Genomic DNA, 12,831 nt, shown 5'->3' on the forward strand with positions numbered 1-12,831 from the left:
CAGCCCTGACCGGGCCATATCCTACGGTGCGGCACCACCCCGGCACGACGCGGCGCCCGCCGACGAATCGACGGGCGCCGGACGGCGCGGGCTCGGTCGCGGGCAAGACAGCCCGCGATCAGCCGATCCGGAAGCGATTGCGGTATTCAGCCGGGGTGGTGTCGAGCGTGCGCCGGAACGCGCGAGCCAGGGTATCGACGGTATTGAACCCGCACGCCGCAGCGATCCGCGGCAGGGCGTCGTCGCTGGTCTCGAGCCGATGCCGCGCCACCTCCACCCGCGCGGATTCCACATAGGCCGCCGGTGTCATCCCCAATTCAGCACGGAACACCCGCGTCAGCTGCCGCTCACTCACATGCGCCCGCTCGGCCAGCTCGCCGACCGTCAGCGAATCGGTGATATTCCGCGCGATGTAGTGGCGCAGTTCCTCGATCCGCCGAGTGGTCGACACCGGCTCCAGCGAAACACTGAATTGGCTTTGGCCACTGGGTCTTTTGAGATACATCACCAGTTGCCGGGCCACCCGCAACGCGAGCTCGTCCCCGAAATCGTCGGCGACCAGCGCCAGCGTCAGATCCAGGCAGGCGGTGAGACCCGCTCCGGTCCAGACGTTTTCGTCCCGGATATAGATCGGATCCGCGTCTACCAGAACGTCCGGATGCTCGTCGGCCAATTGCCGTGCCGTAGACCAATGCGTCGTCGCCCGCTTGCCGTCGAGCAGCCCCGCCGCCGCGAGAATATGCGCCCCCACGCACACCGACGCCACCCGCCGAGCATCCTTCGCCAGCTCCCCCACCGCATCGACCACCCCCGGATCGACCACCGCTCGCACCCGCCGCTCGCCGTCGGTCTCGACAGCCCCCGGCACCACCACCGTGTCGACCCGCCGCCCCGCCAGCTCCGCGAACGTCGTATCCGGCAGCACCCGCACCCCCGCCGAGGTGGTCACCGGCGCCATCGACGCCGCGGCCAGCACCACCTGATACCCCGTCGGCTCGTCCATCTCCCGCCGCAACAGCGAGAACACCTCCGGCGGCCCCGTCACATCGAGCAGATCCACCCGATCGAACAGCACGATCACCACCAGCCGATCCACCGCCACCTCCATGTCTGAATCTGCAGGTTACATGACATTGCCGACATTCCCGCAGGCCAATACCGTCGATCCCATGACCTCCACCACTCTGCGCGCCCTCAACGGCCTCGACGAAACCCCCGCCGCCCTCGCCGACTCCACCGTGATCCTGATCGACTACCAGAACACCTACACCCAGGGCGTCATGGAACTCACCGGCTGGCAACCCGCCCTCGACACCGCCACCGACCTCCTCACCAAGGCCCGCGCCACCGGCGCCACCGTCATCCACGTCATCCACGACGACGGCAAGAACACCCCCTACGACATCACCGCCGACATCGGCCACATCCACCCCACCGTCGCCCCCACCCCCGACGAGAGCGTCGTCGTCAAATCCTTCCCCAACGCCTTTGTCGACACCGACCTCGGCGACCTCGTCGACGCCGCAGGCAACGACAACGTCATCATCGCCGGATTCATGACCCACATGTGCGTCACCTTCACCACCGAAGGCGCCTTCCTCCGCGGCAACAAACCCACCGTCATCGCCGAAGCCTGCGCCACCCGCCCCCTGGCCACGGTCTCCGCCGCCCAACTCCACGCGAGCGCCCTCGCCACCCTCACCGACCTCTACGCCGTCGTCGTCCCAACCCCCGCCGACCTATCCTGAATCAGAAATCTCGAACGTCCGCACCCAGCACTGCGCGTCGATGAAACCGCGCAGTAGTTCCAGGGCTCGCGAGCGCTCGTACCGCGAGCGCTAGTGCGTCAGAAGGTCCCACCGTCGGGAAGTCTCTAGCGCTCCGCGCGGGCTTGCGCACAGGTCAGGCAGCGCGCCTGCTTTCCACTGCGTGGATCGAGTAAGAAGTCGTGATCGAACAACTTACGGTGCCCCCTGTTACGTTCACAAACCCGACAGTTGCGCCACCCCTTCTTCAGCCGCGTGTTCTCCGGCGTGAATTCATGACCGTATGGACAGAACCGAGATGCCGCATGTTTCGCCAGAAAGCACACGCGGCAACGGCGCACCGTCGTCGGGTTGCTCGTGTCAATCACATACTCGTGCCCATGCTTCGGAACATGATTGGCATTGAGGCGGCACAGCACGCAATTGCGCCAACCCTTTGCGGTGTATTCCGTTGTCGCCTTCGTAAACTTGTGACCGTTGACGCAATGCGTCGGAGGTGGATTCAGTTTGCGACAGATGAGGCAGCGCCGCTTCTTGGCCGGTCCGTTCGTGTCAGGAACACATGAGTGTCCGTAGTCCGGTATATGTGTTCTATCCCAGGTACATTGCTGGCAATACCGCTTTCCGTCGCTGCCGATTCGCTTGTTTTCCGGTGTGTACTCATGCCCCTGAGGGCAGAATTGCGGCGTCGCTTCCCTGCGTTCCCGACAAACGAGGCACCGTCGGCGCAAATCGCTCGCGTTCTCAGGGTCAGCAACAAATTCATGCCCATGCTTTTCGACGTGGTACCGGTCCGTGTTGCACTGGCGGCACCGCCGATGGCCGTCTGGGCTGTAGTCTGTGTTCTCGTCGTCATAGGTGTGTCCTCGTGGGCAAGCGAGGATCACCATCGCGGCGCGCCTCAGGTTCTCACCAATTGTCACAGCCTCTAGATGCCGGGGATTGCAGCACAACGAGACACCGCACAAGTGGTCAATCGTGAGGTTGAGGGCTGAACCCTCACCGTTTGCAAGCTCGTACGCGAGGCGGTGCACCTGGATAGAGCGCCCCGTACGCTTCTGGCCCTGTACCCGAACATACATGCGGCCGTAGCCCGCCTCATTCTTCGAGCCGGTCCATACTTGGCAGTCACTCGTGAGCCCATACCATGTCTTACCGCGATCCGAAACCGGCCGAGAAACGAGCCCTTGCCTCAATTTGGCCGCAGGAGAAACCGCAGCTCCAGTCGCGACACCGTGACCGTCGAGGTATACGACAGCAACAGCGACGGCGGCCGCGACCGATAGCAATTCACCGCACCCGCAACCGCATTTGACCTTGTTCGGGTCACCGTATTTCTTCAAGCGCCGGAGATGCGCCTGGCACAGCCCGCGTGCGGCGACTGGACGCAGGCACTCATCGAGCTTGCATACATCACCTCTCACCGCAACACGCGGAGCAGGTCGGTCAGCAGGCAGTTCCGCGTTGATCTCGGCTCGCTCGATATTGAATTTGCGCGCATTGCATGTCCAATGCGCAGCACGACAATTTCCCATCGTGTGGGGGCCACCTCTGGACAGAGGAATCACATGGTCGACAGCCGGGGACATCGGGTCATGCTTGCCGCCGAGAACTCGGGTCATCCGCAAGCGCTCCGGTATCGGACCTCCGCACAGGTGACACATCCAGCCATCCCGCTCGAACACCTCTCGCGCGATGACAAGTTCTCTCTCAACCCCGTACTTCTCGGCCCGATTGAGCGCGTCACGCGCGCGAATCAACTCAGCCTTACGCCGCTTGACGTGTTCCTCACACCGCTGACGGCTCGGCCCGCGCCCAGTGGGGCGAGGGTCGAACATCGTGTCGCAGTCAGCACACTTGGTGAGCATGAGGCCTCCTCATCTCATTGGACCACCGCCCGGTGACAACCTTGGCGTTGCCATGCGACACGGCCGCCCTCTGGTCGAGTCGAGGCAGGGGTAGTAGTGACATCCAGCCCGCGTTTCAGGCCGCAGCTCATATACCCGAGGTGGCCAGGTGCCGAGCACATGCGACTACTGCGTGGGAGTCACATTCACGGTGACATTCGCACCGAACAGGGGCTTGAAGGTGACCTTGGCCGCGGTGAAAGAACCTTCGGCCGCGATGGTGCCCTCGATCTTCTCACCGGGCTGCAACTCGTCGGCGCCGATTTGATCGTCGCCCAGGCCGAGCTCGACCGAGTGCTTGCCGCCCTCACTGTCGGTGATGGAGAAGTAGAGCGGGTTCACCTTCACCACCTTGTCGGCGCTGGTGTTCTCGACAAGCACCAGCACCGCGGTAGCCGGGGCACCCTGATCCAAGACACCGGGAACGAACGGGGTCGCCGAGGCAGTGATCCGCACGTCCTGCTGCTTCTCCTGCGAGACCGGCGCACCCGGAACCGCGGACTGTTCCGGCGCAGTCGCCTGCGCGGGCGCCGCTTCCTCTCCACTACACCCAGCGACACCGAGCACAGCGGCGAACGCTATCCCCACAGCCAGCCTTCGCATCTTCTTCTCCTTCACATAAGGAGGACACATCCCGCCCCCTGCCCCCGAACGGCGCCATAACGGTTGGCCATCAACATCTTTCGATGCATCTGAGAAAGCTCAGCCTATCAGCTGCATCGAGCGGATGCCGGTGCGCGACAACTGTTCACGGCCCGGACTCCGCCCGCACACCGGTGGCGGCGAACGGCGCCAACACTCTCCGCGCCACGAGGACCAGCACAGGATCACACCTGTAGCGATCATCGCGCCGATACTCTTCACACCAGCCGACACCGACGCGGCCGCCGTCACGTCGCCACCGAACACGAGCCACTGCACGCTCGGGTTGCGGGACGATAGCCTTGCCCGCTTCGCGGTCTCCGGGCGCACACAAGAAAACGGCCTCCAGTCGAAGTGCGGGCCGTTCGGGCTCACGGTATATCCGCGTCCAGAGCCCATCGAACGCGCGGTAGTCAGATCCGCCTGCGGGTGCACGCGAGCTCAGGCGGCAATGACCGAATACATCATCGGACCCGCGCACACTGAGCCACCTCGACACAACCGTGCGTGCACTCACCCCCGCACTGTGACTGCTCACAGAGGAATCCAGCTGGGCCACCATGGGGGAATGTTCTCCGGCCGACAGTATTCACTGGATACGTTCCCGCCCGGATCGTGCAACCACACCATCATCATCCAGAAGAATCCGAGCGAGCCGGCCGACCCCAATACCGATATGACCATCCAGCGCACAGCAGTGGAGGCCCTCGCACCGAGCGAATACCCGATCCACGACGAAGCCGCCCACCACAGCGATACAATAGCCGCATTCGGGATGAACATCAGCAACAGAGTGAAGCCCTCGCCGGGTCCCCCCACCCTGCAATCTTGCCAACTCCTGGCCACCGCACCATTGATCGCACTGGATGTCACGAAGCCGGCACCCAGAGTGGTGACAACAAGCATAACTACTCGGCGAACGCGATACCATGTGAACCCCGAGTCCCGGTCACGAACTTCATGCTCGATCAAAAATTCAGCCGCCATCCCGATCGGATACGAACCCCACCGAAAGCTGCGGTGGACCCATTACCCCACGGAAGACTACCGGCGCACGCGAACTTCTTCAACTATCTCGTAGTTCTGAGCTGCGTAACGCGCTCGCCATCGCTCATCGCCTTGTCCATTTCCAGCATGGCCTGCCTGATGCCGTCGCGCAGTTGCTCACGAGTAATGTCTCTACCGTATTTCTCGTAAAGATCGTATCCAATCTTCATCGTAATGTCGTCTCCGACGTCATTGGCTCCAGTTGAGCCGTCATGGAGGTTCGCCGCCCACATCAACGTATCTTCCGGAAATCCGGCGGCGTTGCCCACGTACCCGTAGTGGATATTCGAATATATGTCATAGAACACTGCGCGATCCTGAGTAGGATCCTTGAAGTAGAAGTCGTTCTCGTCCGCCAGATCGAATTTTTCCTTGAGTAGCGGCTTGTGATCCCACGGCGCGTTGACCTCTACCATGCTCTTGAACGCGAGCATCGCCGCCACTTCGTCCGAGGTGCTGGGTGATAGCGCCTCCCACCACTCGTGGTCATTCAGGTGAGACATGCGAGACACCTCGTCAGAATTTACATTTCGAATCATCTCGTCGAACATGTAGGACTCCGCATCATTGAAGCGCTGCTCACTGACAGAATAGTCGGACAGTTTCATCTGGGTTTCCGCCAGCTGATTCCACTTGTTTAACTCCTTGACCCGCTTCTCGATAACGTCATCGATACTGATTCGGGTACCCGGGAGATGGCGAATTCCCATGTACTTCAGCTCGATGGCCTCTTGGAGCTCTTCCTGAGCAAGTTGCCTACGGTCCGCCGTTGTTGGACGGTTGCCCGTATCGGATTCGTCGGAGCCCGGATTCGAAGGTTGGGGGTTGTCAATGAATTGAACGTTCCCGAACTCCGACCCGTTCTGCGCTTCCATTTCTGGAAACGCCACGTTCGCGGTGTCGGCCAGCTCGGTCAATGCCCGCGAAACCACGGCATTCACCATGGCTTCCACGGAATCCATCCGTTCGATCTGCCGCCCGGCCGATGTGGGGGTCATTGCGAAGTAGTTATGGACTCGACGCCGCCCACCTGATTCATGAGTGGAGCCGAGGTAGGCAACCGCGGGTGCCATCGACTCGAGCCAACCCTGGCGCGGTTCGGAGGAGGAAAATTCCATTCGTTGTCCACCCTCGGACTTTTCAAAGAACTGAAGTGTCAGCCTGATCGCTGATCCTCGTGCAGGAAGAATCAAATCTTATTCGCCATCTGGACCCAGATCCGGAGGCTCACCATGACTTTCGCGCGGGTTTATTCACCTTCTCCCGTCTACATCTACGAGTATGGATCAGCATCGACCGGATTCGGTCCAGCACGACAGGCAACGGCGCATGATAGAATCGAACTCTCTATCGTCGCCATGGATCGGTTGCACAAGAATTGAAATATCGGTCGATATCAGGGTCACTGTTAATCGCTGCTCTCGCCCTATATTCAGGTGCCTGTGACGACGCCGAACCGCATACAGCACTGCCGGTCTCGTTGCATTTCACCGGCGGGTTCTCCGGAAATATGAGAGATGCCCTCCTCGCCGTGCCGGAAGATGCAGTAGCGCGAGGAGAGTTCTCCGCTGGCGACCACACGCAATGCATTCCGGACGATGACACGGGTGCGGCACTGGGCGACGGCAGGCCGAGCGAGCCGATGCTGCACTACGCCGCGATCATTCTTGGCTATACCGGAAGCGGGCAGCTGGTCCAGGTGAAGATCTCGTACACGCAGAATTCGAGAATTCCTGGCCACGCGGAACCAGTGAATCCGGACGAGGTGATGATCGATGTCGATGCTGGCGAATTCGGCACGATTCGGGCCGCACACATGGACGATCCCGATTATCGTTCAGCAGTCACTTTCGCCGCAGATCGCATGAGCGGAACGCTGGACGCTTGGTTGAATACCAGTGGAACGCCGCGCTCCGATTGGGTGCACGTCACGGGTTCATGGCGCTGCGCGTGAGCACACGGACCAGACCAGACCCATCGGGAACCAGCGGTGGGGTGGCACCGGGCGTCGCTGCCACCCCATCCCGCCGTGCACGTCTTACCGAGTCACGTTCGAGTTCCGGCGATCAGGGCTGGTTGGGCGGGTATCCGCCGCCTGACTGGAACAGATCCCGATAGATCCAGAAGAACTCGGAGTCATCGGCGAAAAGCGCTGTGGCTCCGGATAGCCCTGATTCGCTGACCTCATCACGCGGCGGCTGTTCGGGGCCGGTGGGCGCCGGATCCGGGAGAATGCCGCGACGGATCAGGTACGTCTCCTCCCCGGCGACAGCGTTGCTCGGCACCTCCCAGTAGGTGTTGTAGACGACGTTCTCGGGGTTCGGTTCCGTGGGCGGCGGCCAGCCGGTTCCACCACCGAGCGAGGTCCGGCGTGCGCGAACCGGTCGCGCCTGCCGGGGCACCCGGATGGTTGTCCATGCGGAATCGGACCTGACCGCGATGCGGACGAGTTTCGCCATTGCTTCATTCCTGTTCGTTCGGACGGCGGCAGCCGGAGTCGACTGCCGCCTGCGTGTGGATTCAGGCCGCGTCGACAGTCAGGTATGTCGTCGAACCGGCCTGCACCGTGGCGTCGCGGTTGTAGGGGACCGAGGTGGTGTTCGTCATCTGGACCCAAATCCGGTCGCCGCTACTGAGATTCAGCGGGACATCGGCAAGAGTGAGCGAACTGCTCCCCGACGCGAAGGACTCTGTCGCCAGGGCCGTGCCGTTGCGAACCAGGCTGACTTGCAGTGCACCGGTCAACGGGCTCCACGCCGCGGTCAGCGAGATTCGGCACCGGATGACGGCGGCGAGGTCCTCCCCGAGCACCAGCTCGTCGGACACGATGCTCGATTCCTCGTAGCCGGACCGCGCGACCCAGCTGGTCAATTTGACGTTGCTGCTATTGGCACTGACCAGCTGAGTTCCGCTCTTGTCCATTCCGGCCCCGGTAGCGACTGTGGGAGCGACGACGAGGAGCTGCATCAGGCGGTCACCCCTTTCAGGCTCACCTGGAGCCCACGGCCCGCCGGGCTGTCGGCAGTGGTGACATGGACAGTCAGCCGGTCTCCGGTCGCGAAGCCCCAGGGGCCGCCCGTGGAGACCACGGTGTCAGCGCCGTGCGTGGCAGCGGGAATCGTCGCCGCGCTGCCCGACAGCGCGGTCCCGTTCTTGCGCAGCTCGACCACCAGGTTGCCGGTACCGGCGGTCTCCCCCCGGTAGGTGATCGAAGAGATGCTGAGCGGTCGTTCGATCCGCAGTCCCTCGGGCATCACGTTCCCCGCGCCGACCTTCCTGGCCCCGGTGTGCGACTTGAACGCGATGTCGTAGGCCTGACCAGCCTGGGTAGGCGTCCGCGAATCGGTGAGTCGCGGGTCGTTGTCGGCGACCGCCGCGAGCGTGGTCCGCGCAGCCGCGGAATCGGCGGCGGTGACCAGGCTCCGGCCGGTCGCGGTCGCATCGGCGATCTGGCTGACCGGATGGGCGTGCGGGAGCGCGGTGCGCGCGTCGGTGAGACGCGGGTCGTCACCGGCCACAGCCGTCGTCGCGGTGGAGCCGATGGCAGGAGGGAACGTCGCGGGTTTACCGGTGATGCCGCTCCAAGTGGTGGTTCCGGCGGGACCGCGGACGACGATTCCGGCGCCGTCCGGCGTCCACCCCTCGGCGGAGTGATAGACGTACAGCAGTCCGTCTGCCGCGACGACGTACTGGGAACCGTCCGGCGGCGACGCGGGCAGCTCGGCATAGGTGGCTGCCTGGCCGTCGACCTGAATGCCTGCTCCACGCTCACCGCGCACCACAGCGTTGCCAGCACTCGCGGGGACCGGCGAGACGAGGGTGAGGTCGACCAGACCGGTCGACCCAGCATCGGGGTTCTCCGCGTCGGGCCCCGGCTGGTAGACACTGACGGTGAAGCTGAACGGGTCGAGCGGAACCGGATCACCGTCGTAGCTGAGGTCGAAAGAGACCTTCCAGGTCCAGTCGCTCGGGTTGGTCGCGCCGTTGGGAGCCACCAACCGGATCCCGCGGGCGCCACGCCAGGTGAGATAGCCGAACTCGTCGAGCTGGCACTCGTAGTGCTTGGGCAACTGGACATAGGTGGCGGGCGCGGGTTCACCACCTGCCACCAGCACCTTCGGCGCGTCGGCGGTGAAGATCACCCGGCCGGCCAGCGGCGGGAACTCGGGCAGGTCACCGATGTCGGGCCCATCGGCGACGTTGGCGAGGAAGCGCCCGACGACCTTGCCGTACTCGAGCGGGGATAGATCAGCCATGATGTGCTGCCTTTCGAAGAGGGTTGAGGAGGTCAGACCGGGCGGGCGTAGACGATGATCTGAGCGCCGTGCGATCCGACGGTGTAGCGGCCGGTGCCGTAGGCGCGCCGGACTACGACGTAGAGGGTCACGGTCCGGTTCGCGGGCACAACCGCGAGTGGTTGTTCCGGGGAGACCGGTTGCGCGAAGGCGGGAGCGACCATGGCGACCGGGAATGTGGTTGCGGGCGAACCGACCCCGAGTCCGACGAGGTCGCCCTCTTTCGGGTCTCCGAGACGGACCTCGATGTGGCAGGCGGTCGACTGGTCGGTCGGCTTACTGGCAACTCCGACGATGCCCTCGACCACCGGCTGCCACGCCATCGGCTGTGCTGGAATGGTGATCGAGGCAAGCACACGGTGGGCGTCGTCGAGGTTGGAGCCACCGTTGAACTGACCTTGACCGATCGCCCACGGTCCCATCAGCCGCGGACTGGGAACCGGAGTGAACTTCTGCAACGCGGCGTCCCAGGACAGCACGAAATTCTGGCCGAGGAGATGGTCGGCATCGACCAGGACATCCGCCGAGTCCTGAATGCGCCCGACCGTGCCGGGTTCACCGGGGTCACCGACTTCGCCACGGGGAAAGGTGATTTCGAGATGCTGCTCCGGCGCCTCGCCGATGAGCTGGGCCGTGGCGGCGGACCCGGCCGGTCCGGCCACGCCGGAACCGGTCATCCGGCTCGCTGGGCCGCGTTGACCACGCTTGCCGAACGCATTGCCGAAGGCGATGAATTCCATGCCTGTCCAGAAGTACACAGCGTTGTCGGACACGACTCGCCATGCTTTGCGCGCGTCGGCTGTCGTCAGGCCGAGCGCGCGGAGAGCGTCCACATCGGCGATATCGCCCTGCCATTCCCACGGCCAGGCCCGGTCACCTTCCGGTCCGGGCGGACCCGCGGGCCCCTCACGCACCTCGACCACCGCTTCGCGGTCGACCAGCTCGACCGGGTTCACCGTGTAGGGCAATCCCACCGAGTCGGCCACGGCGCGCATCGTGATCATGATGTCGTCATCGAATACGGGATTCTCGGTCATGTCACAGCTCCATCGGGGGAACGACCGGCTGCGCCCAGCAGACGAGCTGCGCGCTTCCGCGGGAGTAGTGGTAGTCCGCCGTGCCCAGATTGCGACGCAACACCACATGCAGTTGTGCCGCTTCACCAGCTGGCACCACACCCACCGAACTGTCCGGAGTCACCGTGGTGCCGAAGAAGCTCTGAATCCGGCTGTATGCGCCCGCACCGGCGGTGACGCCGGAACCCAGCGCGACGATCTGGCCGGAGGTCGACCCCAGTCGAACCTCGGTATCGACTCGGTTCTCGAAGGAGCTATTCAGCGGCCGGGTGAAAACGCCGCCGGAGACCATCGGACGCCAGGCGGTGTCCTGTGCCGGGATGTTCAGCGTCGCCACGGTGTAGGTCGCGGCCGAGATCGACGACACCGACGCAGCGAACCCCGCTGTGCCGTCCCATGATTGGGACTCGACGACTGACCAGGGACCACGAAGCCCCGGATGCGGGGTCGGCGTCCACTTCTCGGTGGCGGCGTTCCAGGTGGGTACGGCGCCGTCGGGATGGGTACTGTCGGCGTAGTCGGGCGCGTTCCGCAGCGGCCCCGGCCCACCCGGCACACCACGCTGACCTTTGACTCCTCGGGGAACCGTGAGATTCAGCGTGAGGTTGGGAGCTGTCCCGGTGATCGTCGCCTCGAGCGTCGAGCCGGGTTCTCCGGTTTCGACGACGCCGAGGGAGATGACACAGGGGTCGCCGGACGGGCCGACCGCACCGAAAGCCTCGGCGAAGGAGTCGAATCCCGTGCCGTTCCAGTACATGAGCGCGTCATTGGACAGCACCCGCCAAGCCCGGCCCGCCTGTGCCGGGCCGAGCCGGCTCGCCAGGCTCGCCAGCGCCGCGGGATCGGCGATGTCGCCTTCCCATCGGAATGGACGGCAAGCTTCACCCGCTGGACCGGCCGGGCCGGGCGGACCGGTCATCAGTTCCAGGGCGCCGTCGCGCGGGGTGGCGTGCATCGATTGCAGGACGCCGGGTTTCTCGATGCCTTCATCGATGCCCCTGATGCGGGCGGACTCGAAGTATTCGCTGATGGTGGACATGTCACCTCCTTCAGATCGGTCGCGCGTAGACGACCAGGGATGATCGGGTGTTGTTGAAACTGATCGCACCGGCGCCGTTCTGGCTGCGCTCCACCGAGACGACCAGATTCGCCGACTGCCCGGCCGCGACCGTGGCGTAAGTCGAGGTAGGCGACATGTTGCGCGTCGCCTGCTCCTCGCTATACGTCGGAATCAGCGGCAGACAGATCGTCCGCGGCCCGGCGACGGGCAGCGTCGTGGCAAGCACCTGACCCTGCGCGTTGTGCAGGCGAACGGTGCCCTGGCCGTAGTTCGATGCCGTCACGGCCGCGCCGACGTACAGGTGGCCGTACACGATGGGACGCCAGGCGAACGGCTGCGCCGGAATCGTGAACGTCGCGACGGTGAGTCGACTGGCGGTGACCTCCGTCGTCTCGACGAATCCCGTTTCGTACCAGGACCACGGCCCCGCACCCAGCGGTGCCGGGGCCGGAACGAACTTGCCGCCCGCGCGGTGGTAGGCGAACACGCCACCGTGCGATGGGCCCGACGAGCTGTCGTAGTCGGATGCGCCGACAATCGGGCCGGACTCTCCGGGCGGTCCTTCCGGACCACGCGGCCCAGCAGGCGCGTTCACGGTGATCCGCTGCACGCCGCCGACGGATTCGATCTGCACCGCGGGAGCGGTCAGCCGCTCATCCGGCGGCGTGGTCACAGCGACGACTGAAGTCGTCTCCGCGACGACACCTTTCGGCCCTACAGCCGCTGGCGAGTGCTGCCAGGAGACGCCGGTCCACACATCCATACCGTCGTCGTCGAGCCGGTGCCACCAGTGGCCACGGTGCTCGGCACCGAGCCCCCCAGGCCGGGCGGCCGCGTTGGCGATCTCCCCCATCTTGCGAAATGTGGTCCCCGGCCGACCCGGCCTGCCCTGTTCCCCAGCGGGGCCCGGAGGCAGTTCGAGGGCGGCGATATCGTCGGACACGGTGATCTCGGCATCGAGAATCGGAAGTCCGTCGATATCGGTCTCACGGGCCACGGTGATATGGGCGGGAAAACTGATGTCCGCCATGAATTCCT

13 protein-coding genes are annotated in these 12,831 nt (G+C 64.2%); 2 read left to right on the forward strand and 11 right to left on the reverse strand.

Going from position 1 to position 12,831, the window contains the following annotated elements:
- Positions 1-118 precede the first annotated feature (118 nt).
- Positions 119-1,096: a GlxA family transcriptional regulator gene (locus WA675_RS20020; protein ID WP_336086189.1), complete on the reverse strand. Its 978-nt coding sequence runs from the start codon at positions 1,094-1,096 to the stop codon at positions 119-121.
- Positions 1,097-1,169: 73 nt separating this feature from the next.
- Here WA675_RS20020 and WA675_RS20025 point away from each other — a divergent pair, with 73 nt between their 5' ends.
- Positions 1,170-1,748, forward strand: a complete 579-nt coding sequence (locus WA675_RS20025) for a cysteine hydrolase family protein (RefSeq protein WP_336086190.1) — start codon at positions 1,170-1,172, stop codon at positions 1,746-1,748.
- A gap of 125 nt (positions 1,749-1,873) precedes the next feature.
- Here the strand turns inward: WA675_RS20025 and WA675_RS27430 are convergent, their stop codons facing one another.
- From WA675_RS27430 to WA675_RS20040, 4 genes are all read right to left on the reverse strand, one after another.
- Positions 1,874-3,634, reverse strand: coding sequence for an HNH endonuclease (locus tag WA675_RS27430; protein WP_442945683.1), 1,761 nt, complete (start codon positions 3,632-3,634; stop codon positions 1,874-1,876).
- Positions 3,635-3,799: 165 nt separating this feature from the next.
- On the reverse strand, positions 3,800-4,276 hold the full coding sequence (locus WA675_RS20030) for a hypothetical protein (protein WP_336086191.1): 477 nt from the start codon (positions 4,274-4,276) through the stop codon (positions 3,800-3,802).
- Positions 4,277-4,849: 573 nt separating this feature from the next.
- A complete protein-coding gene (locus WA675_RS20035; protein WP_336086192.1) occupies positions 4,850-5,302 on the reverse strand; it encodes a hypothetical protein in 453 nt (150 codons plus the stop codon).
- An 83-nt stretch (positions 5,303-5,385) separates the two neighbouring features.
- Positions 5,386-6,480, reverse strand: a complete 1,095-nt coding sequence (locus WA675_RS20040; protein WP_336086193.1) for a polymorphic toxin type 44 domain-containing protein — start codon at positions 6,478-6,480, stop codon at positions 5,386-5,388.
- Between the two features lie 413 nt (positions 6,481-6,893).
- On the opposite strand from WA675_RS20040, the gene WA675_RS20045 reads away from it, so the two are divergent.
- A complete protein-coding gene (locus WA675_RS20045) occupies positions 6,894-7,316 on the forward strand; it encodes a hypothetical protein (RefSeq protein ID WP_336086194.1) in 423 nt (140 codons plus the stop codon).
- A gap of 112 nt (positions 7,317-7,428) precedes the next feature.
- On the opposite strand, the gene WA675_RS20050 is transcribed toward WA675_RS20045, so the two are convergent.
- The 6 genes from WA675_RS20050 to WA675_RS20075 all read right to left on the reverse strand — a co-directional run bounded on the left by WA675_RS20050 (position 7,429) and on the right by WA675_RS20075 (position 12,823).
- Positions 7,429-7,821: a hypothetical protein gene (locus WA675_RS20050; RefSeq protein WP_336086195.1), complete on the reverse strand. Its 393-nt coding sequence runs from the start codon at positions 7,819-7,821 to the stop codon at positions 7,429-7,431.
- A gap of 61 nt (positions 7,822-7,882) precedes the next feature.
- Positions 7,883-8,329 carry a hypothetical protein gene (locus tag WA675_RS20055; RefSeq protein ID WP_336086196.1) on the reverse strand — a complete coding sequence of 149 codons (447 nt, stop codon included), beginning with the start codon at positions 8,327-8,329 and terminating at the stop codon, positions 7,883-7,885.
- Positions 8,329-9,618: a hypothetical protein gene (locus tag WA675_RS20060; RefSeq protein ID WP_336086197.1), complete on the reverse strand. Its 1,290-nt coding sequence runs from the start codon at positions 9,616-9,618 to the stop codon at positions 8,329-8,331. The genes WA675_RS20055 and WA675_RS20060 overlap by 1 nt, the downstream gene beginning before the upstream one ends.
- A gap of 32 nt (positions 9,619-9,650) precedes the next feature.
- Positions 9,651-10,694 (reverse strand): hypothetical protein, encoded by a 1,044-nt coding sequence (locus tag WA675_RS20065; protein WP_336086198.1) that lies wholly within the window; start codon positions 10,692-10,694, stop codon positions 9,651-9,653.
- Between the two features lies 1 nt (position 10,695).
- Positions 10,696-11,772: a hypothetical protein gene (locus WA675_RS20070; RefSeq protein ID WP_336086199.1), complete on the reverse strand. Its 1,077-nt coding sequence runs from the start codon at positions 11,770-11,772 to the stop codon at positions 10,696-10,698.
- A 10-nt stretch (positions 11,773-11,782) separates the two neighbouring features.
- Positions 11,783-12,823: a hypothetical protein gene (locus WA675_RS20075; protein WP_336086200.1), complete on the reverse strand. Its 1,041-nt coding sequence runs from the start codon at positions 12,821-12,823 to the stop codon at positions 11,783-11,785.
- Positions 12,824-12,831: the final 8 nt, after the last annotated feature.

It is taken from the genome of Nocardia sp. SSK8, from assembly GCF_037034205.1.
Lineage (GTDB): Bacteria > Actinomycetota > Actinomycetes > Mycobacteriales > Mycobacteriaceae > Nocardia.